Source organism: Paenibacillus sp. NPDC058071 (genome assembly GCF_042885235.1).
Taxonomy (GTDB): Bacteria; Bacillota; Bacilli; order Paenibacillales; family Paenibacillaceae; genus Pristimantibacillus.
Genome location: NZ_JBHVSK010000018.1, coordinates 42,861 through 67,586, shown reverse-complemented (window position 1 = coordinate 67,586; position 24,726 = coordinate 42,861). Strand labels below are relative to the sequence as shown.

The 24,726-nt window shown below is 46.3% G+C and carries 17 protein-coding genes, 1 pseudogene and 1 riboswitch; of the genes and pseudogenes, 13 read left to right on the top strand and 5 right to left on the bottom strand.

What is annotated here, in order from left to right; all coding sequences use genetic code 11:
- Nucleotides 1–22: 22 nt before the first annotated feature.
- Complete coding sequence (locus tag ACFVTB_RS22880; protein ID WP_387754492.1) at nt 23–3,919, top strand: hypothetical protein; 3,897 nt, start codon at nt 23–25, stop codon at nt 3,917–3,919.
- A 596-nt stretch (nt 3,920–4,515) separates the two neighbouring features.
- On the opposite strand, the gene ACFVTB_RS22875 is transcribed toward ACFVTB_RS22880, so the two are convergent.
- The 3 genes from ACFVTB_RS22875 to ACFVTB_RS22865 all read right to left on the bottom strand — a co-directional run bounded on the left by ACFVTB_RS22875 (nt 4,516) and on the right by ACFVTB_RS22865 (nt 6,484).
- A complete protein-coding gene (locus ACFVTB_RS22875) occupies nt 4,516–4,755 on the bottom strand; it encodes a C40 family peptidase (RefSeq protein ID WP_387754490.1) in 240 nt (79 codons plus the stop codon).
- A gap of 1,077 nt (nt 4,756–5,832) precedes the next feature.
- Nucleotides 5,833–6,147 (bottom strand): DMT family transporter, encoded by a 315-nt coding sequence (locus tag ACFVTB_RS22870; protein ID WP_387754487.1) that lies wholly within the window; start codon nt 6,145–6,147, stop codon nt 5,833–5,835.
- A gap of 1 nt (nt 6,148) precedes the next feature.
- A complete protein-coding gene (locus ACFVTB_RS22865) occupies nt 6,149–6,484 on the bottom strand; it encodes a DMT family transporter (RefSeq protein ID WP_387754485.1) in 336 nt (111 codons plus the stop codon).
- Nucleotides 6,485–6,579: 95 nt separating this feature from the next.
- Nucleotides 6,580–6,679: riboswitch (guanidine-I (ykkC/yxkD leader) on the bottom strand.
- Between the two features lie 819 nt (nt 6,680–7,498).
- Here ACFVTB_RS22865 and ACFVTB_RS22860 point away from each other — a divergent pair.
- The 7 genes and pseudogenes from ACFVTB_RS22860 (at nt 7,499) to ACFVTB_RS22830 (ending at nt 16,016) form a co-directional block, all read left to right on the top strand.
- Nucleotides 7,499–8,998 (top strand): spore germination protein, encoded by a 1,500-nt coding sequence (locus ACFVTB_RS22860; RefSeq protein WP_387754482.1) that lies wholly within the window; start codon nt 7,499–7,501, stop codon nt 8,996–8,998.
- On the top strand, nt 8,995–10,176 hold the full coding sequence (locus tag ACFVTB_RS22855) for a Ger(x)C family spore germination protein (protein WP_387754479.1): 1,182 nt from the start codon (nt 8,995–8,997) through the stop codon (nt 10,174–10,176). Before ACFVTB_RS22860 ends, ACFVTB_RS22855 begins: the two co-directional genes overlap by 4 nt.
- A 3-nt stretch (nt 10,177–10,179) precedes the next feature.
- The gene (locus ACFVTB_RS22850; RefSeq protein WP_387754476.1) at nt 10,180–11,283 is read left to right on the top strand and encodes a GerAB/ArcD/ProY family transporter; all 1,104 of its coding nucleotides are present in this window, start codon (nt 10,180–10,182) and stop codon (nt 11,281–11,283) included.
- Entirely contained in the window at nt 11,280–11,489 is a 210-nt protein-coding gene (locus ACFVTB_RS22845) for a hypothetical protein (RefSeq protein WP_387754473.1), read from the top strand. Before ACFVTB_RS22850 ends, ACFVTB_RS22845 begins: the two co-directional genes overlap by 4 nt.
- An 82-nt stretch (nt 11,490–11,571) precedes the next feature.
- A pseudogene (locus ACFVTB_RS22840) lies at nt 11,572–11,889 on the top strand (carbohydrate ABC transporter permease); the annotation flags it as partial.
- Nucleotides 11,890–12,141: 252 nt separating this feature from the next.
- Nucleotides 12,142–13,299, top strand: a complete 1,158-nt coding sequence (locus ACFVTB_RS22835) for an SGNH/GDSL hydrolase family protein (RefSeq protein WP_387754470.1) — start codon at nt 12,142–12,144, stop codon at nt 13,297–13,299.
- A 611-nt stretch (nt 13,300–13,910) separates the two neighbouring features.
- On the top strand, nt 13,911–16,016 hold the full coding sequence (locus ACFVTB_RS22830; protein WP_387754467.1) for a putative bifunctional diguanylate cyclase/phosphodiesterase: 2,106 nt from the start codon (nt 13,911–13,913) through the stop codon (nt 16,014–16,016).
- A 302-nt stretch (nt 16,017–16,318) separates the two neighbouring features.
- Here ACFVTB_RS22830 and ACFVTB_RS22825 read toward each other — a convergent pair whose 3' ends face one another.
- Together ACFVTB_RS22825 and ACFVTB_RS22820 are read right to left on the bottom strand one after the other, a co-directional pair.
- Nucleotides 16,319–17,044: a response regulator transcription factor gene (locus tag ACFVTB_RS22825; protein WP_387754465.1), complete on the bottom strand. Its 726-nt coding sequence runs from the start codon at nt 17,042–17,044 to the stop codon at nt 16,319–16,321.
- 2 nt (nt 17,045–17,046) lie between these two features.
- Nucleotides 17,047–19,167, bottom strand: coding sequence for an ATP-binding protein (locus ACFVTB_RS22820; RefSeq protein ID WP_387754463.1), 2,121 nt, complete (start codon nt 19,165–19,167; stop codon nt 17,047–17,049).
- Between the two features lie 254 nt (nt 19,168–19,421).
- On the opposite strand from ACFVTB_RS22820, the gene ACFVTB_RS22815 reads away from it, so the two are divergent.
- The 5 genes from ACFVTB_RS22815 (at nt 19,422) to ACFVTB_RS22795 (ending at nt 24,611) form a co-directional block, all read left to right on the top strand.
- Complete coding sequence (locus ACFVTB_RS22815; protein WP_387754461.1) at nt 19,422–19,928, top strand: hypothetical protein; 507 nt, start codon at nt 19,422–19,424, stop codon at nt 19,926–19,928.
- Between the two features lie 49 nt (nt 19,929–19,977).
- Nucleotides 19,978–21,774: an ABC transporter ATP-binding protein gene (locus ACFVTB_RS22810; RefSeq protein WP_387754458.1), complete on the top strand. Its 1,797-nt coding sequence runs from the start codon at nt 19,978–19,980 to the stop codon at nt 21,772–21,774.
- Nucleotides 21,737–22,225, top strand: a complete 489-nt coding sequence (locus ACFVTB_RS22805; protein ID WP_387754455.1) for a GNAT family N-acetyltransferase — start codon at nt 21,737–21,739, stop codon at nt 22,223–22,225. Before ACFVTB_RS22810 ends, ACFVTB_RS22805 begins: the two co-directional genes overlap by 38 nt.
- 698 nt (nt 22,226–22,923) lie before the next feature.
- Nucleotides 22,924–23,223 (top strand): hypothetical protein, encoded by a 300-nt coding sequence (locus ACFVTB_RS22800; protein WP_387754453.1) that lies wholly within the window; start codon nt 22,924–22,926, stop codon nt 23,221–23,223.
- A gap of 389 nt (nt 23,224–23,612) precedes the next feature.
- A complete protein-coding gene (locus tag ACFVTB_RS22795; protein WP_387754451.1) occupies nt 23,613–24,611 on the top strand; it encodes a hypothetical protein in 999 nt (332 codons plus the stop codon).
- Nucleotides 24,612–24,726 lie beyond the last annotated feature (115 nt).

Below are 24,726 nucleotides of genomic sequence, written 5' to 3'. Positions count from 1 at the left end.
ATATTATAAAAGGAGGTTGGCCATGAATTCAATGTGGATTTGGATGAAATCCAAGCTAGGTCTCTCTATTATGATTTCAATGGCTGTCATTATTGCAAGTATTTCAGTTGTAATGATCATGTCTCGAGATAATGGCAGCAGCATTCAACCCACTATTTCTAAAACCAATATGGATAATAAACAGAACCCGCAACCTGTGCCTGTATCATCAACGGCGCTTCCACTCGAAGAGGATGTTCCCTTAACAGAACAACATGTTGGTGAGTGGATAAATGAGGCAGTGTGGACAGGGTATCATTTATCTCCAACTGAAGAGGGAGAAGTTTCTATTAAGTTTGATCATACAGCAGATTATGCAAGCGTACGGCGTAAACTGAATATTGGAAATGCTAATCAGTTAATGCTTCAGTTTGTGAATCTGAATCAGAGCATTACACATATGGAATTATATCTTAGAGGCGATAAGAAGCAGTTTATAGAAGATTCTAACGGCGGGTACTGGCTTTATCATGAAGCATTTGTAGGCAGCTATAAAGCAGGGGCCAGTCAGAAGGGGACAATCCAACTCACTTATGATATTTCGGCAGCGCTGTCAGAATTGCAGGACAACCTGACAGATGGAGTTCAACTCGTCATGATGATAGAATCGCATCCGAATTCAAAGGCTAGTTATGACAGAAAAGGCTCAATGACCGTACAATCCGTAACCTTAACAACAAAAGCAAACGAAGTGAGAAGGACAGCATTTCATGAGAATACCATTATGCCATGGAGTACAGATGGTGGATACAAATTGTCTGTCCAGAATGGACGAACGCTAATTTCTTATGACAATCCTACGGATTACGCTAACGTCAGTGCTGAAATAAAAAATCATAGTAAAGCTTACCCATTCCTGAAGCTTGTTCTGGATCGAGGAGACAGAAGCACAGAGAACATTACAGTTAAGTTTTTAGGGACTAATGGACAAGAGGGCTACGATTTTATTGATCTTACGAAACACAACACCGATACTGTCGTTTACGAGGTAGATACGAGAATTGTTAATGCGATGATCGATAAGCTTGAGAGAGTTGAATTATTTATTGATAGTAATCCGCTTAATGAGCCAAGCAATCGGAAAGGGAAAATAACAATCGCTTCTACTTCCCTTATGAAGGCTGCAACACAGCAAGTTGCCGAAGCATCAGTACCACCGCCTACAGGGAAAGGTGTTACAATTGATGCTTGGAACACGGCTGGTGGATATACGATACAGCGGGAAGACGGCTTGACACATGTTAGCTATAAAAATAATAGGCTCAGTGATTACTCCAATATTTATACGACTGTAAATAACCACGCGAAGGAGTATGGCAACCTGACCATTACGCTTGATCGCCTAGATCACAGTGCTGAGAATGTATTGGTTAAATTGTTGGGTGCGAATGGTGAAGAGGGATATGGAGTAATCGATCTTATGGACTACAAAGAGTCAGTTGTGAAATATGAGATGGATATATACGCGACAAATCCGAGAATCGACAAGGTTGTAAAAATGGAATTGTTCATTGATTCCAGTCCGCTTCTTCCAACAAAGGATCGCACAGGCGAACTGAAGATTATCTCCGTATCTTTTAGTAAGGCAAGCTCGCAACCACCTAAGAAACCGCAGCCTTCAGATGAAGAAATGGAGAGCAACGAGGAATTGATCGGAACTTGGAAGACAGACGGAAGTTATACATTAAATCCAAGGAAAGATGGAGCAATCGAAATTTCTTATAAAAATATTGGACGGAATACCTATGAGAATATTTACAGTACGATTAGCGGGCATTCTGCGGAGAAAAAATATCTCAAGTTTACGATGAAAAACTTGGACAGTACCTCCAAGCATGTATTAATTAAGACGATTGGCAAGAACGGCAAAGAAGGCTATGGATTAATGGTCTTAAAGCCGAATGCAACAACAGATTATGAAATGGATGTTTATAGTGCTAACCCTGATATTGATGTTATTTCTAAAATTGAGCTGTTCATTGATTCCTCGAGTGAGGCAGGGGCAGAATTAAATGATGGAAAGCTTGAGATTCAAGATGTGAGCTTTACCGAGATTTCGAAAAATGACAATGAAGAAGAAGTCAAAGAACTGACAATCGGCGAATGGAAAACAGAAGGAGGATACAAGCTAAACGCAGGGAAAGACGGCTTAATCGAAATTTCTTATGAAAGCATTGGTCGCAATACTTATGAGAATGTCTATAGTACGATTAGTGGTCATTCAAAGGAGAAAAAATATCTCAGGTTTACGATGAAGAACTTGGACAGTACCTCCAAGTATGTATTAATTAAGACAGTTGGCAAGAATGGAAAAGAAGGTTATGGATTAATGGTCTTAAAGCCGAATGCAACAACAGATTATGAAATGGATATATATGGTTCAAATTCCGGCATTGATGTTATTTCTAAAATCGAGTTGTTCATTGATTCTTCTGGAGAGGCTGGCGCAGACGTTAACAATGGTAAGTTAGAATTGCTTGCTGTGGCCTTTGCCAATAATACGTCCCTGCACGAGGAGCCATCACCAAAAATTGATTCAGAACAGTACCATCCTGGTCCAGTTACGCCGAATCTCCCAGCAATAGACTTAAAAGGTTGGGGTACTGATGGGAAATTTGCTCTGGAAGCAAATCCGTCAGGACATATTACAGTAACTTATTCGAACGTTGCAAAGAACTCTTATGCCAATATCTTTAGATCCATCGACAATCATACAGCTGCCAAAAAATATTTACAGTTCTCCATTCGAAATAAAGAGCATAGCTCCAAACATATTCTGGTCAAGTTAATTGGAGCAAATAATCAAGAGGGTTATGACGTAATAACCTTAGAACCAGATGCTTTGACTGAACATGAGATTGATGTATATGCAACTAATTCCAATATTGATATTCTAAAAAGAATTGAATTATTTATCGATTCTTCGGGAGATGCAAAGGCCGATACGAATGCGGGATCATTAGTTATCGAGTCCTATGAGCTTGCGGAGGTTTCGAACACTCTCCCGCCTGTCGTTCAACCAGGATTGAATCTGGGAGACTGGGCAACGCTCGGAGGCTACACTATATCTAATGGTGAGAACGGCTCCGCTAGAGTATCATATGGTAATATTGAAAAGAACACTTATGCCAATATCTATAGCACAATTACAGGACATTCAGAGAAAGAAAAATATTTACAGCTTTCAATTCATAATCCAGACAGCAGTTCCAAGCATATTCTGATTAAGCTACTTGGGGCAAACGGGCAGGAGGGCTATGGAGTTATGCTTCTGGCACCGAATTCAATTACAGAATATGAATTGAATGTGTATGAAGCCAATCTTGGTATAGACAGGTTAAAGAGAATTGAACTATTTATTGATTCTTCAGGAAATGCAATGTCTAATACCAATAGTGGTTCATTAGAAATTGTTTCCTATGCAATCTCAGAGGTCTCTAGCACACCGCCTCAAGTCCTTCCATTGGAAATTCCAATTGGAAACTGGACAACAGATGGAGGTTATGATATCTCAGATGCTGGCGATGGGCTTGTCAGTATATCTTATAGTAATGTAGAAAAGGGATCATATGCGAATATTCAAAGTACAGTCATAGGGCATACAGCGGAAATGAAAAATTTGCAGCTTTCCATCCGTAATCTAGATAACAGCTCTAAGCAAGTATTAATTAAACTGATTGGGGCGAATGGCGAAGAAGGCTATGGCTCCATGTTGCTACTCCCCAATGTAGTAACAAACTTTAATGAGGATATTTATTCTATACAATCGAAATTAGATTCTGTGATCAGAATTGAATTATTCATTGATTCTTCTGAAAATGCTCTATCTGCAACGAATAACGGCTCATTAGAAATTGTCCTAGCGCAGATATCGAATTAATTGAAGGCTTTTACTGAACACATGCAGCAAAGCATGTACAGTAAAAGCCTTTTTTCGGAGTCTTCTGGACTTATCTTATGCTATCTTCCGAATAGCATAGTCTATTCAAAACGTATAGTGGTCTAACATATCTTTTGACCGGTCAACATTCTCACTTGCCGCTCGTTCGGGTATGAGCATAACCCCCGTAAGTGAAGCCGGAAGGAATGAACAGCAGGATTAGTTACAATCTGTTGGGAACCGCAAGGTAAAGACCGCTTCGCTGCCTGGATAATTGCCCGCCGCTTCGTTCGATAATAGCCTTGGAGATAGCCAGACCTAACCCTCTCTCTCCCCCTATTTTTTTAAAATTATTGGAAGATAAAATTGAACCGACCGACAGAGAGGAGGCTCTGCAAGCCTATTTGGAGCATGTAGCTCGTTTCAGGGGGGATGTGAAGCCGGTCAATAAACAGCAATCCGTCAAGTAGACAGTACAAATAATAAAAAATACTAAGTTGCCTTACTCCTGAATTCCATCAGGTTAAGGTTCGTTTGCTTTTGCTTGTAATCGCTCGTTATGAATACTTGCAAACTGCTCGCGAAGAGTTTCGATTTTATCGACGAAGAGAGCCATAGTCGGCGCGGCTTACTGCCACGCCCTGTTTGGCTTGGTCCTGCGAAGTGCGCGGCAGGCTAATGCCCACTTCCGCAAATACCATTTGCGTAAACTGGGAGCAGTCGATTTCAAGCGGCGGGGGATTGCGTCTAAACTGCAAGCCAACATAACGGTTGGCGAATTGAAGCAATGTAATGGCTCGCTTAGGCACCCCTAAGCGACGAGATTTCTTGCGCATAAATCTTCAATTCCCCCTCTCACATACTATTTCTATGTTCAAAATAAAAGAGGATGAAAATTTTATAGAAAAATCCATCATCGCCTACGCAACGGATTTCAAGAATTGAAATCCGTTGCGTAGGCGATAGGTAGGAAAGGAGATGATTTCGTTGAAAGAGAAATGAAGGCGTCAAGCCGTGCCGAAAGTGCATGTATCGGCGACGTAGAAAATAACCGTAAATGTGCCAGACGCTCCAGTGTCTGACGCAATACCCAACGTGATGAATTTTTACGTGGATACGCTGTTTACGACTGCCCAGGTTAGCAGAATTCGTACAATGATTGTGACTGTGTTAGCGAATTGGGACGCTCACTTCACAGAACTAAACGATGGAGCTGTTGGTGAGTGGGTACCAATATATTAAAACCTACAATAAGAAAATTTCGATACCCGTAGATTACAAAAAATAAACCATGCTCTTGTTAGATCAGCCCATCACCTTAAGTCACGCACCACAGCACAATAAGACTCTCGGAACACGTTAGTTCAAAGACAATAGCGGTAGTCTATGACTTTATTTTTCAAGTCTTGGTCTGCCGCTTTTTGATTTTTTTGTCCTGTCTAAAACTTAAATTTAGAACCCACTTCAATGGTGTTGCATGAGAACACAAGTCATCACTAATCCTGCAAAGATGCAAAGGTGTGATGATACTGGAATATTCCAAAAATTATCAGGTACAAAAACCAAAGCTTGGAGTTTTGGGAATGGCGGTAATATGATGTTTAACGGTTCTGTAGTTTGCCATTTATGATAGTTTTGGCAAGCCTACAATTAGCAGCATTATTTTCTCTGATGATAAAAAGGAAGTACAAATTTATGTACAAACGGATAATAGCATATTGAGCCAAGAACGAGTCGCAGTTATCTTACCTACTGTCCAAGCTGTTCAAGTTTTTGATTCTGAAATGAAATCTAGTTTTTAAATCTACCCCGATGCATTCCGAGATTAAGCTAAAGAGAGCTTAAATAACCCGTCGTTCAACTAAAGGGCAATTAACCGGCACAAAAAAATGTGCCGGCTCCGTCAAAACAATTCAGCTAACCAATTTCAATCCAACTGCAGATCCAAGAACTAATGTGATAAATAATATTCTCAATATATTTTTAGGTTCTCCATAAAATATCATACCAAGAATAGCACCGCCAGATGCACCTATTCCTGTCCAAACTGCGTATGCTGTCCCCATCGGCAATGTTTTCATTGCCATCGACAAGAACAGAAAACTTAACCCAAAACCTGCAAACAGTAAGAGAAAGGATGTTGCATTACGGTCTTTGTTTAGCTTATTTATCATTAGAACTCCAAACATTTCGAACAAACCAGCTAGTATAAGGTATGTCCAGGCCATGTTATGCTGCCTCCTTCTCTTTCTCTTTGCTTAACATTTTCAGCCCAATAACGCCGATGAGCAGAACTCCAATAAGGATTACTTTGGACACTTGAACCGGATTTCCAAAAAGAATTATTTCCGCTAGAACTGTCCCGGCTGTGCCCAATCCTACGAATACAGCATAAACAGTACCTACAGGAAGCGAGCGGGACGCTAGTATCATCAATGTGAAACTAACAATTATTGCAATAACAGTAGCGCCCCACTCCAAAATCCCATGTGCGTGTTTTAATCCAATTACCCAACCAACTTCAAACATTGCTGCTACAGCTACTGACAGCCATGTTTTGTTCATTTCTTTTCACACTCCTTTTAGAATTACGCCGCACTTAGTTTTTCCAAATACGGCAAAATAAAAAGCCTGGGAAACAAACTGTCGTTAGACAGTTTATCTCCCAGGCTTTTATCCCTCCGTGACACAACTTTTCAGTTGTGAGTTACCTCTCGGACCAGCCGACTTTTCAATCGCGGAACCCTAGGCAACATGAATATTTTATTTAAAGTCAATTATACACAGGCTATGTTTAAAATCAAGTCGGAATTTCTATTCTTAATTAACACGATATTACGTTAACGGGAACGTTAGTTGAATGAAACAGTGGCAGTCCTCTAGAGATCCAGTAGTATTCCTCACGGAATTTCTTCACCTTATCCTTAAAAACAGGATGGGTATAATGCATACCTTGATCTTGCGAGTAATCGTCTCGATGAGTTTAAAAGTCTATGAAGGAGTTAGTGTTTGTGCTTCGCCTGCCTTTCGGGAGCTTCAACCGGCGGCCAGCTGCCCAAACATCAAAACCAGCGTATAGACATAGGGAGTGTGAATAGGGGCATTTCCATGAATGAGCCGAAAACCAGTACAATTCCCAAGTCTTATCGTTGAAGCCGGAAACGAAAGCAAAAGTAGAAGCGCTGTTTGCTGATAGCGGACTGTCAACTGAAGGTGAATTTTAGAATCCATGGCACAACTCTAGTTCTGCCTAGTGGATATGGCGGAGGTAAGTTTACAGTTTCGTGGGCTTCCCGGTAGATGACACAACGCAGAGCCTTCTCCCAGTTGGTAAGGAGAATCGGATGTCGGCAGCAGCCCAGCGTTCGTTCTCTGTCGCGAACGAGATACGCTCTTCTTTCTCTTAGAGCGTTACCCAGATATAGGGCCGAAGGAAGCCACCGGCTAAGCCGGTGGTTATGACTATGGGCTATGTCCGTCCCGCCCGGAAGAAAAGAAGTAATCAATGGCGCTTATGCATATCCAGGATCCCTTTGGTAATACTGGAAATAATCATGATTCCAAACGAGGAGCTTACTTATGCAAATAAACGCTTCGCTCCAGGACGAGTATTTGCACTTTGACGGTGAGAATTTGCAGGCTTTTGTCGACCAGATCGTTGCTTTCTTGCATGAGCCTCCCGATTTGATTGTACATTCGCTGACCATCTCGCCGGATATTGAAACCTTTTGCGTATTTATTGAAACCTTGGCGGATCGCAATAAAATCGAGCGCGAACTGCTGCACTTTTTATCCGAAAAAACGCTCTTGAGCGACCTGGAATCGTCCGAGGACGTCATGTACGCCCTGCAAAGCCGGATTCCGTTCAGCTTCATTAAAAGCTCCTCCGATTTTGTGGATTGTATCGACAGCTTGCTCAAGGGCCATTGCCTGCTGCTGGTATCGGCGGCAGAAGAGGTGTTGATCATTAACGCCTCCCAAACGAGCCAACGCAATGTCACGGAGCCGTTGACGGAATCGACGGTGCGCGGACCCCAGGAGGGCTTCACCGAAGATGTCGCCACCAATTTGTCGCTGCTGCGGAAACGGGTGAAAAACGTAAATCTGCGCATCGAGCAAATCGTTGCTGGAACCGAGACGACGACCACGATCGCGTTGGTTTATTTGGGCCATCTCGCGCCCGAGAGCGTCGTGGATGAGTTCCGCCGGCGCCTCCTCGCCATCGAGATCGACAGTGTGCTGGACAGCGCTTACGTCTTGGAGTGGATTCAAGATCGGACCTACTCTCCTTTTACGACTTTGCTGGACTCGGAACGTCCGGATATTGTTGCAGCGCACTTGCTGGAAGGGCGCGTGAGCGTCATCGTTGACGGAAGCCCGATCGTGCTGATCGGACCAGTCACGTTCTTTCAGTTTTTTACCGCTCCTGATGATTACTATCAGAGAGCCGATATCGCTACGCTCTTGCGCTGGTTGCGCTTCCTCGCTTTCATACTGTCGGTGTTCACGCCGTCTCTGTACATCTCCATCATCTCTTATCATCATGAGTTGCTGCCGCACTCACTGCTGATTAGCATCGCCGCTCAACGGGAGGGCGTTCCTTTCCCCGCTTTCATGGAAGCTATCCTCATGATGGTGACGTTCGAGCTGCTGCGTGAAGCCGGTCTTCGCATGCCCCGAATCGCCGGGCAAGCGATTTCCATTGTCGGCGCCTTGGTGCTGGGTCAGGCGGCGGTCACTGCAGGGCTGGTGTCGACGGCGATGGTGATCGTCGTATCGGTAACGGCGATTTCCAATTTCGTCGTGCCCTCATACAGTTTTGGCATCACACAACGGATGTTGCAATTTTTTTATATGATTTTGGCCGGCGCGATGGGGCTGTACGGCATCTTGTGCGGCGTGCTGTTCACCGTCGTTCATATGGCTTCCATCAAATCGTTCAGCGTTCCCTATCTCGCACCAATGGCTCCGGTCTCTTTGAAGGACTGGAAAGATTTTCTGGTTCGCGTGCCGCGACCCTGGATGAGAAGCTACCCGCAAATGAACCGGGTCAAGAGAAAAAGAAGGGGAGGAGTATGAAAGCGTTCATTTGGAAACTGGCTGTCGTTGGCGTGTGTACGGGCATCCTTACCGGATGCTGGGATAAAATCGAGATTAATCAATTGGCAATCGCCAGTCTCGTCGGAACCGATATCGTGCCGGAGAAACACGAGCAGGTCGTATACTACCAGATTGTGAATCCAGGCGCTTTGGCTTCCCAGACGAGCGGGAACATGAAAGCCCCCATATATACGTATAAAGTGATGGGGCCGAGTAAAGGGGATCTGGGACTGAGATCATCCGATCTTTTACCGCGCAGGCTGTTCACGGATCATTATCAGTCGCACATTATTACCGAACGGTACGCCAGAGAAGGGCTGCGCCCATTTCTCAACTACTATGAAAAGCAGTATGACAGAAGGTCGAGCATCTACCTATTCATCACGGATTCTCCGCTGGCCGACGTCATGATGACGTATACGCCACTGGAGAGATTACCGGGCCGCGTCGTCCGTTCATTCGTCCAGAACGTGTCTAAAACGACCGGATGGGTCGGTCGAAAATCCCGAGTCAAAGATCTGGTCGAGAACATGGAAACGTCGATGGCGACCGTACTGCCGCTCATAAGCCTGACCGGATCGAAACCGTCCACAAAAACCGACCGCTTCGAACATATCAACGCCAACCAAGGCAACCTGACGCTTAGTGGCGGCGCTGTCTTCAAGCATGACCGCATGGTCGGCAAGTTGGGGCTGAAGCAAGCCGGCTATTACCATCTTCTAAAAGGCGATATCGATAATTTCACCGAGTCATTCAGCATAGGAGGACACTCGATAACCTTGTGGGTGACCAAAATAAACGTTCGCAAATCTTTGTCCCTCGTTGCCGGGACGCCGGTTTGGAAGGTGGATTTGGAGATGACCGTAGCCCTGATGAACAACGAGCAAAAGACAGATTTGAACATGGACAATTTAGCAGAAATCAAAAACAAGTTTAAAGAGAAAATCATCGAAAATTCAACGGCGCTCTTCGAGGAATCAGTTGAAAAAAAATGGGATTTGTTCGGTCTGGAGGATAAAATCAAGTACAAGCGAGGTAAGGAATGGAGGGCGCTGCAGCAGCAAGAAGCCTGGACGCGAACCAGACTGGACGTGTCGGTCAAGAGCCTGATCAGCGACATCGGCGAGATCATCAATCCGTATAAAGGAAAGGAGTAATGTATGGAATCCAACCAATTGACGGTATGGCAATTTTTTGTGCTGACCATCTCCTTCATACTCGGAACGTCGTTCTTCTTCATTCCGGGAGGATTAATCGCCGTAGCCAAACAGGATGCGTGGATCGTCCCGCTGTGGGCCGGAGCCGCGGGCATCCTGAATGCCTTTGTCTGGTTTCGCCTATCCGATCAATATCCCGGCCTGACGCTCATTCAAATTTGCACAGAGGCGGCAGGCAAAGCCCTCGGCGGTGTGCTGGCACTCATGTACGTGGCGTACTTCACCCAGCTTTCCGCCTTCATCACCAGGAATCTGGGAGATTTCATGAAGCAGTCCCTGATGCGGCTTACGCCGCTAAGTGTGTTCCATGTCATATTTTTATTCATTATCGTGTATGCGGTTACCAAGGGATTCGAAACGATCGCCCGTTCCTCGGAAGTACTGTTCCCTATCGTCACAGCGACCTTCATCTTTGTTTTCGGCTTCGCGCTGGTCGAATGGGACTGGGGCCGGTTTCAAGGCATGTTTCGGATGGATGTATGGAAAACCGTCAAAGAAACTCGTTCCATCTTTGGATTCCCCTTCATGGAAGCTCTATGCTTCCTCATGCTGTTCCCATACGTCCAGAAACGTAAAAAAAGCATCTTTATTTCGGCGCTTATCATCGCCACGCTGATGCTGAGTGTTATTACGTTTTTCGCGATTGGCGTTCTTGGTGTTTACCGTGCCTCTCACGACGCGTATCCGATGTTTGTCATCGTGCAGGAACTGCATATCGGGCTGTTCTTAGAGCATCTGGAATCCGCGGTCGCGCTGATTTTGCTAGTTGCCATCTTTATCAAGCTTTCGATCTCCTACTACTGTTCGGTAGCCGGGCTGTGCCAGTTGTTTCAGATTACTGATAGAATGTGGCTGGCGTTGGCGTTCGTGCCCATTGTTGCCGGGTTCGCGCTGGGCTATGAGAATATGGTGGAAAATATCGAATTTAGCCAAAAGTACGATTTCGAATACACCGTATTTTTCTCCCTTATTCTGCCTTTGTTCCTGCTTCTCTTGACCTGGTTCAAAAAACGAAAAGGTCACCGCCAGGAGAATGGTTCCTCATGATCAGATTCATTCTTTTTTTCACCCCCGCCGTCATCGCGAGCCTCTTTTTCATGAAGAGAGCCGGTAAACCGACGCGCGAAATCGTCATTTTCCTCTGTCTCGCGCTGATTGGCTTCGCCGATTGGATCAGCATTTTGCTGAACCATAGGTTCATACCGACCAAGCTGATCGGCTTGATTGTCGATTTTGTTTTGTTTTGGAGGTAAGAAGGGGCTGTCTCGTGCTGCAATTCCACATGTTATGCGAACCCAATCTCGTTTTCGGGCTTCATGCACTTAATGATGAGCCCCTTTATCGAAACCCTCTTTGGCCACTTTGACTTTATTTTGCATCGTCAACCATTGGAACTCATGGTTCGACGGTCTCATTCTCATGAACCGCACAGAAAACTATCCGCTGCAAAGTTATTTGCAAACCGTTATTATTAATCCCGAAAACATTATTAACATGGCGCGCGGCGATTATGCCGACCTGCTCAACCTTGTCAACGCGAGAACGTCCCGGGCGGCCCAGCTCTTCGTCAGGACGCTGCCGATTCTCCTCGTTTATCCTTTCCTGCAAAAGTATTTCACGACGGGTCTCGTGCTCGGCAGCGTCAAAGGCTGAACGATGCAACGCAAATCGCGCCGAAAACTCTTCTTTGGAAGAGTTTTTATATATGAGCATTAACGCTATTATTAGCTCTGATAAATGGAACTTGATGAGTATTTTCATACTTTGAAAGCGGTTAAAAATCGGCCTTGTACATGCTGCTTGATTCGCTTAGAATTACTCCTAGATTGTAGGAGCAGGCTCTCCGCATGTTTGAGGGGAGCCTGTTTTTCAGAACGGGAGATACTATAAGGTTGGTGAACATCGATGAGCAATTTGCAACATAGTCGAATGCGCGAAGGGATGGCTAGATTGGCGGCCAAACTGCGGGACGAGGCAGAGCGCGAGCTCGTGGTCGCGTTCCTGGGCGGCTCGATAACGGAAGGGTTCGGGGCATCCGACCCGGACGAGACGAGTTGGCGGGCGCTGACCGAAAAATATTTCACCGAGCGCTACCCAAGCTTGCGGTGGCGCTTCATCAATGCGGGTGTCGGCGGCACGGACTCGTCGCTTGGCGCCCATCGGATCGGCAGACACGTATTCGAAGACGGCGGCATCGATCTGCTGTTCGTAGAGTTCGCTGTCAATGACGGGCAGAAACGTGCGCCAACGCCAGAAGGATGGGCGGAGACGATCCGCGGGATGGAAGGCATCGTCCGGCGATGCCGGAAGGTCGCTCCCGATGCCGACATCGTGTTCTTGTATTCTGCGGACGAGCAGTCGTTAGCTGCGGCGGAGCCGGAGCCGTTTTTCATTGCCGTTCACGAGAAGGTCGCCGAACATTACGGGCTGCCGTCCATCTCATTCTTGGCAGGAGTTCGGGAACGTATACGAGGCGGAGATTCTTGGCGAGCATTCGCTCCGGACGGCGTCCATCCGAACGATGAGGGACATGTGATCTATGCAGGGATGCTGCGAGAGTTTCTCGAGCTCGCGTTGTCTTCCTCGGAGGGATCGATAAATGAGCCAACGCGTGACGAGACAAGTACGCTTCCGGAGCCGCTACGCTCCGACAACTACGAGCGGGCCGGTTTGATCGGCGCCTTCGGGGTTCGTCGAGCTTCGGGTATGAGCTGGCTCAGCAGGCCGAACAATACCGTCAATTGGCGATACCCTGCTGGACATTTGTACGGGGAAGGTGACACCGTATCGTTCACATTCGACGTTTACGGCCGCAGTGCCGGACTGTTGCTGCTTTGCGGACCTGACACCGGCGCGTTCGCATATTCGATTAATGGCGGCGAGTTCCTGCAATACGATCCTTACGACGAATGGTGCCCTTTATTCTACCGCCCGGTAAAGGTGCCCTTAGTATCGCTGCCCGCTGCCGGGCAGATCGAAATTTCCGTACACGGCGTCTCAAGCTCGAACGGATCGGATAGGGGAGCGGCTCTTCGCGTGCTCGGCTTGCTTTACTCTACTTAACTTTATAATGCGATAAAAGGGACTCTGAATTCCGAGTGAGTCTTTTTTTTATGTGGCGTGTCCAGAAAAGCACACATCTTCTAACCGGTGAAAGTTCGGTCGTGGGAGGGGTTAAGCCCTCGCGATATAAATATTGCTTTCGTGCATTGTCGATTTGAAATTGCTGATGATCTTATCGCGGGATGGCGAAGTACTCTCAATGTTGGACAGCTTTAGGCGCCGTTACCCGGCGATGAATGCGAAGAAAGACGATAAAAACTTTAAGTGAAATATGTTACAAGATATTGAAATGATCTATCTGACTGATGTATAGTGACAATATCTGTCTGTAGATAGCTGAGCACTAAATTGAATAACGAGTACAGTAAAAGTGCTCAATTACTCAAACAGGGTAGATGAAACTCTGTTTTTTTATAGATTATGTCATCGCACATCATAGGCAACATCATACATAGTGGAAGCGATGATTAGTCATTCGTAACTGGGCACTTGAATAGTTTGAAGCAATTAGTGCAACCGACTCTATTATCTTATAGAGTCGGTTTTATTTTTTTCCTTTATATAATCGGACTTCCAAATCCTTAACAACAATGATATAGAGGTGGATATAAATGAAAAGTGAAGAAACTGAGGAAAATTTACAAGATGTACTGAAAGAACTGGCTGATATTAGACATGCATTAGAGCAGTCCTCTATTGTAGCTATAACGGATTCACGAGGGATAATTCTCTATGTCAATGACCAGTTCTGTAGAATCTCTCAATATGAGCGTGAAGAATTACTTGGTCAAGATCACCGCATACTCAACTCCCGGCATCACCCTCGTGATTTTTTCAAAGACATGTGGGCTACTATTGGATCTGGGGCTATTTGGCGGGGGGAAATACGGAATAGAACCAAAAACGGAACATACTACTGGGTAGAAACAACAATTGTTCCATTTCTAAATGAACAAAGAAAACCCTATCAGTATGTCTCGATTCGAAATGATATTAGCTTACGAAAACAAATGGAGGAAGAACTTAAGGAGAGCGAAGCAAAGTATCGCTTAATCACCGAAAATTCATCCGATCTAATCTCAATCATTGATACAATTGGGAATTTTGTATACGTATCTCCTTCCCACAAAAGTTTATTAGGGTATGATTTGTCTGATCTTGTATCCAGTGATGCTCTGCGTTGGATTCATGAAGAAGATCATGAAGCTTTTTCCCGTGCTATTCAAATTCAGATTGTCACAAAAAGCCCGTCCCCTCTGCTTGAGTTTCGGGTTCGCGCTAAAGGTGGCGAATATTATATTATGGAAACAAATATAAACCCGATACTCACTCCATCAGGTGATATCAGTAACTTATCTCTGGTTATGAGAGATATCACAGAACGGAAGAGATCGGAAGAAACGATTTACCACTTGGCATACCACGATACCTTGACTGATTTACCCAATCGAAGATTTCTTATGGATCGTTTACGAAAAGAAATCCATCATGCACAGCGTTTGCACTTGCAACTGGCTATCATATTCCTTGATCTGGATAGGTTTAAAAATATCAATGATTCGCTTGGTCACGAGGCTGGAGATCGTATACTAATAGAGGTTGCAAGAAGAATCAGTCATTGTATTGGTTCGAATGATATGGTCGCTCGATTAGGAGGAGACGAGTTTGTTGTATTATTAACCAACATCACTAATTCATTGGAGGTAGAAGCCATATCTCAAAAAATCCGAACAAGCCTTCAAGAACCAATTGATCTTGGTGGACTAATCCATAGTATTCCTTGCAGTATGGGGATCGCTCTCTATCCATCGGATGGAAGAAACCCTGATGAACTTTTGAGACGGGCGGATATGGCTCTGTATGCGGTTAAGGAACGAGGACGAGACGGAGTTTTATTTTTTCATTCTGATATTGAGGAGCGTTCATTGGAGAGGATATTGTTAGAAAATGAACTGAAAAGAGCCATCCAGCATGAGCAGTTCGATATCGATTATCAACCTAAACTTAATCTTGCAACAGGACAATTGATTGGTATGGAGGCACTCGTTCGCTGGAATCATCCGGAATTGGGAAGAATACCGCCTAACAAGTTTATACCTATAGCTGAAGATACAGGAATGATTCTGCCCTTGGGAGAATGGGTTCTTCGCCATGGATGCAAACAAAACAAAAAGTGGCAAGATCAAGGTTATCCACCTATGATCGTAGCCGTTAATTTATCCGCCCGACAATTGTATCAACCTAACCTGATAGACGATGTTAAGCAAGTATTAGCTGATACCGGACTCGCACCGCGATGGTTGGAGATTGAGGTTACAGAAAGTGCTTTTACGGACGTCGACTTCGCAACGACTATTTTGCAGGATCTTAGAGATTTAGGTATTCAAGTTTCAATTGACGATTTTGGAACAGGATATAGTTCATTCAGTTATATCAAGCACCTTCCCGTAGATACATTGAAAATTGATGCTTCATTCGTTAGAGATATTCATCGAAATAAAGAAAGCCACGCCATTGTCAAAGCAATATTGACGATTGCCCAAACGCTCAATCTAAATGTGATTGCAGAAGGCGTGGAATGCAAGGAGCAGTTAGCGGTCTTGAGTGAAGAGGGATGTAATCAGGGACAAGGATTCCTGTTTAGTCATCCATTGTCTATCCATGAAGTTGAAAAATACTTGGAAGGTATTCCGTTAACAGATATAACAAAAACTTAAGCGAGGGGAGACGCTGCGGATCCGATCGCCATTAATGCTCGATTCCTTTTATTTTGATGAATATTTGCTGTGGGAATCCGACTTTAAAGCGAACACTATCGTTTCTCCAGAATCCCTCTGCCCCTTCTGGAATCAGTAACAAAGAGGTGGAACCGCTAGAACAGTCCCGATGATGCTTTATTAGGTCATCGGGATATTTGTGTTAATAAGGGATTATAGTGAATGCTTGGGGACTTAAATACCGCATTGATTAATCGAAGATGTGACAAGCAATGATTAGCAGCCCGGCATTACCAGCCCCGCTACCTGCCGCCCTGAAACTTATAGCCGACCCCGCGCACCGTAAGGATATAACGGGGAAGGGCGACGTCTTCCTCTATTTTTCGTCTCACATTGTGAATATGCACCATGACGGTCCGTTGGTCGCTCCAGCCGTCCATTCCCCAGACAGATTCGTACAGCTGCTCTACGCTGAACACTTGGTCGGGATGCTCCGCCAGCAGGAACAGCAGCTGCAGCTCCTTCGCGGGCAAGTTCAGCTCCTCGCCGTGCACCCTCACCTCCCGCCGCCCGAAGTGAAGCTCCAGCCTGCCGTCCGACCATTGCCGTTCCTTATCCGCATATCCATTTCCCGCTCCGGCAGCAGAGGGGAAGCGTCTCAAATGAGCCTTCACTCTCGCGACCATAATGTCGGGGTCGAACGGCTTGGTCATGTAATCATCGGCACCCAGCTCCAGACCGGCGATAATGTCCTTCGGCTCCATTCTGCTGCTGAGGAAAATCACAGGCAATGCGGAATACTGTCTCATGCTCTTTACCCATTCCGTCCCTTCGCCGTCCGGAAGTGTAATATCGCATAATACCAGCTGCGGCCGTTCCTCTTCCAGCAGGCGATCAGCATCCCTCAGCGTTGCGGCAGTGGAGGTAAGGAAGCCCGCGTTGTGGAGGTAAATGGCGATCAACTCGGCAATATCGGTATCGTCTTCAATGATAAGGATGCGATTGCGCTCGATGGTCTTGTCTGTCATGTTCATGCTTCCCCCTCAATGTGTTCGTATACCGGCAGCCTGAAGTAGAATTCGCTGCCCTCTGGCGTTCCGCCTCTGACTCCAATCTCTCCTTGGTGGTAATCAACGATCTCTTTGCAAATGGCCAGTCCCAATCCCGAACCGTTATGTGGCTTACCCGTATTCTGCTGCTGCACTTGTATGAACCGCTCAAATATACGTTCGTGCATGGATGCGGGAATACCTGCCCCCGTATCGATGATGGAAACCTCCGCTATCAATTGCCGTTCTTCGGAAGGAATCAATCTTGCTCGAATAGTGATCGTTCCGTCCGCGGGCGTATGTCTGATCGCATTGGAGATCAGATTGGCGAATACTTGCTCCATGCGAATGGGATCGATACGTGCATACAAGCAACTGGTCATAGGTGGGAGGTCCAGTTGGTAGCGGATGCGCTGCTCCTCCATCTCCCATTCGTATTGCTTGAACAGCTTTTGCAGGAATGGCAACAGCTCACGTTCTTCCATGGTGAACTTCACCTGCTTCGTCTCCAGCTTGGTCAGCTCGATCAGGTCGTGAATAAGTCGCTCCAGAAGAAGAGATCGCTCATAAATTCTGCCGGCGTATTTTCGCGTATCAACCGTAATGATGCCATCGCGCAGCGCTTTGGCAAAGCCTTTAATAGACGTAATCGGCGTATTCAACTCATGCGAAATATTGGACAACAGCCGAGTGCGGAACTGTTCAATGTCAGCCATACGCGCATTGGCTTTTAGCAACTGCTCGTTGCTCTCCTGCAGCGATTGGGTCCGCTCCTCCACAGTTCGCTCCAATATGCGATTATAACGCTGCAAGTCCTCCGACAACTGCTCCGACATTTGTACGGCATGCGAGAAGCGAGCCGACAGATTGAGGGCTTGCGTTAGCAGAAAGCAGAGCAAGCCGATGGAGAGCAAGTCGTCAGTTGGAAGGAGACCGTTGTAGAACAGCATATCGTTTAGAGCGAACAGCGTGAAAAGCAGGAAGCCGACGGCGTTCATCGTCGAGCCTCTTCTGCGCCTGAAAGCAGACAGGATATATACGCCCATCGTATACATGAGCACAGGGAATAGAGCCCCCCACGTGAAGGGGGACAAATAAAAAGTATAGACGCGGGCCGGCGTCAACAGAAACAAGAGCATGCAGGCGGATAAGATCAAGCTGGCCGCTGTCGGCGCCCAAGGTGCGGAATCCTTGGGATATTCCCATTTCACGAATAACACGAGCAAGAGAGCTGTCATCGCAATAGAGATGTATTCGGCCTTGACGGCCCATTCCCATGGTAGCGAGGGCAACAGATAGAGCGCAGTTGACTCTCCCAGCACAATCGTGCGGATGCCGACCGATAAGCATAGCAATCCGAACAAGAGCGCTGGGATTTCCTGCCGACGATTAAAATAGACGAAGATGTAGTACAGCGCCATGACGAAGAAGATGCCGACAATGAACACTTGGGCGGCAACACGAGATAGGCGAATCCAAGAGACAGCGTCAGCTGTCCCAAGTTCTAAATCCTGCCAAATTCCGGCATTGCGCTGCGAAAAATTAGATACTTGAATGATCAGCTCGTTCCAGCCGGGCTGCGGATCAAAGTAGATCACTTCGGGATAGCTGGACGGCGTCATGCTGTCTCGATCGGTTCCCACCGTTCCGTTACCGCCTTTTACACTGCCGTTCACCCATAAGCGGTATGCGGAGGCGATGCTCTTGGGGTACAGAGCGAGCGTCTTGTCTGCCGTCGTCAGATCATCCGGTAGGAGAATGAGCAGCCGGTATGTGGCGTAGCCTTCATTCGGCAACGGGCGGCCTTCCAGGTGGTAGTTCGTCCATGGGAGGGGGACGTGAACCACTTCAGCATGGGAAGCGACAGTATCGCTTAGGAAGTGTTGAGGCTCCAGCAGTTCTTCCCAGTAGAAGCTCCATTCGCCGGATAATTGCACAGTAGGCTGCTCTTCGATCTTCCAGCCGGTCAAGTCCATTCTTCCCTCCTCCACCTGGAACGAGGCTGCAGCGGCCAAGGAGGGGAGGAACCATAATAGGCCTGCAAGCCAAATAGCCCAAAAGAGTGATCTGGCGAAAATTGTCATAAGACGAATATATCCCATGAGCGCTGAACTCCTTCATGCTGTAGATACGCTTATTACATATGAAGTAATCATGTTTATACTAACGTCATTATAGCAGGAGCGGAGTGGATAGACTGGTTTCTTTTGCAAAAAAAGTCGAAACTTAAACAGAAATTAAACTTGCTCTGATAGATTGATAGGACAAGCTGTCGAAAGCTGGCATGTACCAGAAGATTTCCTCCAGATATCGAAGTCGAATGGACATATAGCTTAAGGCATGGAGGAGAATTGTAATGGATTATTATTTTGCCGTATGCGCTACTGACGTGTATATGCGAAAATATATGGATTTTTTACTAGAGAACTATACCAAGCTGAAGCTGCCATATTCGTTCCCTGTCGCTTTCAGTTATCTCGCGAGTCCAGTGCTGCTTGGGAGAGAGTCTTTTCTCTGCTTCAATGAAGAGGATGAGGTTGTAGGGGCATTCGGTTATATCCACGGGACGGGGGAGCGGAATTACGAGGATATGCACGTTATTCAACTTCAGGTTGCTTACATGAAGGAAGAGCATCGTTGCACGAGACTGTTCCTGGAAGGGCTTCGATACTTATCGGAGTTTCTGGAGGAGCGGGATGAAGGCGTGAAGGAGATCCGCTTCTGGACAGGGGAGGATGTGTACAGCAATCGACTGTTCTCGAAGTTCGCCCGACAGACGGCACGGGTGGAGAGTGAACGTGGTATACTCTGCAGCTATCTTGTACCCGTCTCTGATCTTCGAGAATATCTTTCGCGGTTTTAAGTATTTAATTAATTAATTCCAGTTCATAACTGTACAAGGAGAAAGACTCATGCTGGCAATTGTTCGTAAGTTGTGGTCTTTCATACAGCCGTACAGGGGCCGGGTTGTCTTGTTCCTGTTATTTGCTGCGGTAGAGATGACCGTTCTTGCACTCGCTCCGCTCAGCTTCAAGTTCATCATTGACCGGGCTATCGTGCCCGCTGACAGGGAAGCGTTTATTCTCATATTGCTCATTATAGGCGCAGTAGGCTTCTTCGGTATCGTAGCGGGAGCGGCAGGCGATCGCTTGCTGGCGAGAATAAATGCCGCGGTGCAGCAGCGATTAAGGATGCAACTGTTCTCGGCCATGCAGAGAATGAGGACAGAACGCTTCCAGGCCATTCCTGCGGGCGAGCATATCTCTCGCTTCTCTGTGGATCTCCCCGCCATTGAAGGCGCAATGACAGCAATGATGACGATCGGGCTTCAATCGCTTGCGGTTGTCGCGATGAGCGGAATCGTACTGTTCTCGCTTCAATGGACGATGGCTCTTGTCATTTTGGTTGGAGCGGGCCTCGTCTATCTCGGTCCGCAGCTGTTGGAGAAGCGGGCTCGCTCGGCCTTCGCGGCTTATCGGGATGGGTTCGGCGAGATGACGGCCGATGTGGGCGAATATGTGAGAGGCCAGCCCGTCATTCAAGGTTTTAGCTTACAGAAGACGGTCATATCGAGGTTCGCAGACAGGCTTAGCGGTTTGTTTGTTAGCCATTATCGGCGCAATGCGGCGGCGGCAACGCTGAATCGCGTACCTATGGTCAGCCTGCTGCTGATGAATTTTTGCATTATCGGGTTCGGCTCTTATTTAGCTCTTTTGCAAGTGATTTCGCTTGGCGATCTGGTTGCTTTCTTTACCATATATACATCGATGGGCAACGCGGTCTACAATCTGACAGCTGTGCTTCCATCGGTAGTGGATGCCCGAGTGAGTCTGGATCGAGTGTCGGAGCTGCTGGATGTGTCGGAAGAGGCGAGCATGGGCTTGAAGACAGGACTGCCGCTGCAAGCCGGCCCGGAGTTTCGAATGGATGACTTATCTTATGCATATCCGGATGGCAGACAGGCGCTGAAGCGAGTCAGTTTGACGATTAAACCAGGCTCTACCGTCGCCTTTGTCGGTCCGAGCGGCTCGGGCAAGAGCACGCTGCTGCAGTTGCTTCTCGGTCTTCGTGAGCCAAGCGCGGGGGCACTGTTATTGAATGAAGCAGATCTGCACGCTTTGGACGGCGAGCTATATAGGACCAGCGTCGGGGCGGTGTTCCAGGAGCCGTTCCTGTTCCGTGGCACGCTGCTGGACAACATTCGGATAGGCAAGCCGGATGCGTCTCTGGAGCAGGTCTCCGCGGCAGCCGAGCAAGCCGATATCGCCTCCTATATCGAAGGATTGCCGGACGGCTACATGACGCAAGTGAATGAGGACGGGGGCAATCTGTCCGGAGGACAGAAGCAGCGAATCGCGCTGGCTAGAGCCTTGCTGCGGAATCCTGCCTTGCTGCTGCTGGACGAGGTCACTTCGGCTCTTGACCCACTATCGGAGGCTGCGGTAGGACGGACGATAAGCAAGCTAACGCGTGGAGAGCGGACAATCGTCATCGTGTCTCATCGGCTTGCTGCGATAGCGGATGCAGATTGCATATTCGTGCTTCGGGATGGAGAGCTTGCAGAGTGGGGCAGGCATGATGAGTTAAGGAAGAAGAGAGGGCTTTACGATAAAATGTGGGAGCAGCAAGCCGATTCTAGAGTAGAACAAGCGGGAGAAGGAGGTGCTTACGATGCTGAAGCTCAGACCGAACGATTGTCTGTGCGATGACGACTTTGCGAGCTTCGCCAGATTTTATATTGCGCACAGCAGGGAGTTTCATAGTCAATATTCATTGCCAGACGCTTTGTTGTATGTGCTGGATTCCTTGTCTTCCTTCCGCCTTATGCTGCTTGACAATAAGGATGGACAGTTGAGCGCATTTATTCTATACCAGTATGAAGATAACGGCGCAGCCGTGTTCATTGATTCCGCTATCCTTGCCAGTCCATATAGATCCAGCCGCGTCTTCTTCCTAGGCTTCCGTGATATCGTGAAGCAAATTGGTGTGGAGAACGGAAATGCTTCCAGAATGAGATTCCATGCGCTGGCGGATCAAGCCTATCTGAATCGGCTGTATAGCAAATTCGCCCGTCGCATCGGCGAACGGGAAGGGACGAACGGCCATGAAAATGTATATGAGACCTCGATGCAGGAGCTGAGACAATATTTGAGATTATAGTAAAGCGATTTGAAAGGAGGTGAACACCAATGGTACCAGTAATTCCGCGTTTGAAAGACGGCGTACGTAAACCGTTTAGCATTACCCTCATGAAAAACGAGCAGCAAAGAGTCGTTGCGACTCCTGCGAAGTAAGTAGAGTAACGGAATGTTCCGGCTTATTAAAAGAATAGAAACACATCAGGCCTTCTTTCCATCTGGATGAATCATCCGGTAGAAAGAAGGTCTTTTTGTCCTGTTAGAATTCGTCCTTTGTCGTGCTTAACGAGGTTTGGCATTTCTTCCTGAAGCGGTTCGTGCAGACGATGAACTGCACGCCGCACTTTATTTCCTGGGTTGTCGTCACAGGCATCTCGTTCACATTCTTCTTACGGAGACCGATCTTGTGAACAATGCGCTGCAATTGCTAGGGGTGATCCGAGCTGTTCGAGTGGCTGACGAATCCGGATTCATACTGTGCACATGCGGTCAGTTCAGCAATCTGGAAGGAATCGGGCTACATTGAAGATGGTAAGTTCCATCCCGATCAAAGCCTGGAGAAGCATTTATCGAGTTAATATATAGAAAATAAAGGTAATGCATGTTCAGCCAAGAATACAATAATAACGATAAAGGCAGATTTGCTCAACTTTATGGGTGGATAGTGAAAGTAGATGGTCATAGTGGTGATACATTTTTATTTTGAAAGAAGTGAGTAATATGAACAAGTTAAATAGAGAAATAGCCGAGAGGGCATTAAAAAAAATGTTTATTGGAAGCCAGTTAGATGGTGTGAGATTTGGTTTGGGTCCAAGTACACTGTTAATTCGTTTTGAGCATTACGAAAACCATGTTCCTGATCAACTTTGGTTAAATATTAAATCCTTTTGGAATGTGTTTCCTGAAGGGAACGAGGTATTTCCTAGCTTAGAAGCAGAAATGAAAGAAATGACCGAAGAACAGGAGTATAAACTTATATTCGAACTACGCAGAGAGAGTGACGAACATAAAGCTAGGTGAGTTATCCCCGCATCTTTTGATTGAATTTGAGTCAGGCAGAGCACTTTTTGTTAATGGGAATCATGATAAATATGAATGTTGGCAAGCAGGAGACGGTAAAGGATATTCAGGAGATGAATGGTTGGTTGTTGGAGCGCCTGGAAACGGTGTAGTTACATGGGCACCCGATTCATTTAACTAGAAGAGGAAGGCATTAAGTTTTAAACAAACCGCAGCAGTTTAAGACTAGTTGAGTTATAAAATCTAGAAATTTTATAAACTACAATTAAATGTATCGGGCGATTTAAAGCGATGTTGCCGAAATTAGGGGCCGTGACTCTTTATTTACTATATAAGCAATTCCATTAACAAGGCTTAGAATAGCGTGGTATAGCGAAGGGAGATTATTTATGGGTCAACGGGCCAATTTGGTCATTCTACAAGCGAACGGATACGAGCTTTATTATAATCACTGGTGTGCCAACACGCTGCCAAATGAATTGTTCTGGGGAGAGAACCATGCACGTTCCTTTATCGAGGCTCAGGCTAAAGTTGCAAACGACGATTGGCTGAATGAAGTCTGGGCAGAGGGTGGGGCACTAATGGATTTAGAAAATAGGAAGCTCCTTTTCTTTGGTGGAGAGGAGGAACGATATAATATTCCTTACCGTAGGTTATTTATCAAGCTTATGGATATTGTCTGGGAGGATTGGGAGATAGAATGGGCTGAAGAAGGAATTATAAGTATTGTAGAATACCTGGGGCTTCCTAGGCAAATCGTTTTGTCCGATGCTGAGGATGAACTTGGTAATAGTCCTGTAATAGGGTCTTCAAGAGATCTGGTCTGGTCAGACATCGTTAGCAGTATTACGTTCGGAGACGGTGAAACAGTGATCTTCCCATTGCAAGGAGGGATCGAAGAATATCTATTTCACGGTCCTAACATCTTGTCCCAATTTAAACGTTCTTTCGGTTATCCAGATTTGTGTATAGAGGAGCGAGGAGAGGAATTTCCAGTCGCAGGGTTCCACGTTAACAGTCTTTCCAAGGAACTTCATTTTTGGCGTGCAGATCCGGCTGCGAGTCCTATTCATAAATTAAAGGATATATGGGCTGGCTGGCAAGTGTTTGATTATGGTGACCAATACGAGCTTCATTCGAAGAATACATTAGGAAGACTCCATTTTCCGAAAGGTGACTACAGTGAGAGCGTTCAAAATATCCAAACCGTACTATTAAAAAGCCCCGTTGATCCTCTAATTGGGTTATCGTCATTGATAAATAAGCTGAGACAGGAAGATAATGATGTACAGGTAAGTGAGTATGCTCTGATGCATGCAAGCGTAGTAATGGATAAAGATGCTAAGGTAGCAATACTGCACCATGCAATTTCAGCTTTGAAGCTCTAGCCATTTAGGACTTCGATAGCCGATATAATAGAATGCACTGGATCAGGGCTTTTTTATTTAAAAGAGGAGTGTATGAAGGGAAATCCCCAGATTTCTTAACGAAAGGCAACGGTAT

Excerpts from the sequence above, each read along its gene's own strand:
- ACFVTB_RS22800 (WP_387754453.1), top strand. The coding sequence starts at position 22,924 with ATGAACAAGTTAAATAGAGAAATAGCCGAGAGGGCATTAAAAAAAATG.
- ACFVTB_RS22845 (WP_387754473.1), top strand. The coding sequence starts at position 11,280 with ATGATCAGATTCATTCTTTTTTTCACCCCCGCCGTCATCGCGAGCCTC.
- ACFVTB_RS22805 (WP_387754455.1), top strand. The coding sequence starts at position 21,737 with ATGCTGAAGCTCAGACCGAACGATTGTCTGTGCGATGACGACTTTGCG.
- ACFVTB_RS22870 (WP_387754487.1), bottom strand. The coding sequence starts at position 6,147 with ATGGCCTGGACATACCTTATACTAGCTGGTTTGTTCGAAATGTTTGGA.
- ACFVTB_RS22830 (WP_387754467.1), top strand. The coding sequence starts at position 13,911 with ATGAAAAGTGAAGAAACTGAGGAAAATTTACAAGATGTACTGAAAGAA.
- ACFVTB_RS22815 (WP_387754461.1), top strand. The coding sequence starts at position 19,422 with ATGGATTATTATTTTGCCGTATGCGCTACTGACGTGTATATGCGAAAA.
- ACFVTB_RS22850 (WP_387754476.1), top strand. The coding sequence starts at position 10,180 with ATGGAATCCAACCAATTGACGGTATGGCAATTTTTTGTGCTGACCATC.
- ACFVTB_RS22795 (WP_387754451.1), top strand. The coding sequence starts at position 23,613 with ATGGGTCAACGGGCCAATTTGGTCATTCTACAAGCGAACGGATACGAG.
- ACFVTB_RS22860 (WP_387754482.1), top strand. The coding sequence starts at position 7,499 with ATGCAAATAAACGCTTCGCTCCAGGACGAGTATTTGCACTTTGACGGT.
- ACFVTB_RS22875 (WP_387754490.1), bottom strand. The coding sequence starts at position 4,755 with ATGCGCAAGAAATCTCGTCGCTTAGGGGTGCCTAAGCGAGCCATTACA.
- ACFVTB_RS22820 (WP_387754463.1), bottom strand. The coding sequence starts at position 19,167 with ATGGGATATATTCGTCTTATGACAATTTTCGCCAGATCACTCTTTTGG.
- ACFVTB_RS22880 (WP_387754492.1), top strand. The coding sequence starts at position 23 with ATGAATTCAATGTGGATTTGGATGAAATCCAAGCTAGGTCTCTCTATT.
- ACFVTB_RS22855 (WP_387754479.1), top strand. The coding sequence starts at position 8,995 with ATGAAAGCGTTCATTTGGAAACTGGCTGTCGTTGGCGTGTGTACGGGC.
- ACFVTB_RS22865 (WP_387754485.1), bottom strand. The coding sequence starts at position 6,484 with ATGAACAAAACATGGCTGTCAGTAGCTGTAGCAGCAATGTTTGAAGTT.
- ACFVTB_RS22835 (WP_387754470.1), top strand. The coding sequence starts at position 12,142 with ATGAGCAATTTGCAACATAGTCGAATGCGCGAAGGGATGGCTAGATTG.
- ACFVTB_RS22825 (WP_387754465.1), bottom strand. The coding sequence starts at position 17,044 with ATGACAGACAAGACCATCGAGCGCAATCGCATCCTTATCATTGAAGAC.
- ACFVTB_RS22810 (WP_387754458.1), top strand. The coding sequence starts at position 19,978 with ATGCTGGCAATTGTTCGTAAGTTGTGGTCTTTCATACAGCCGTACAGG.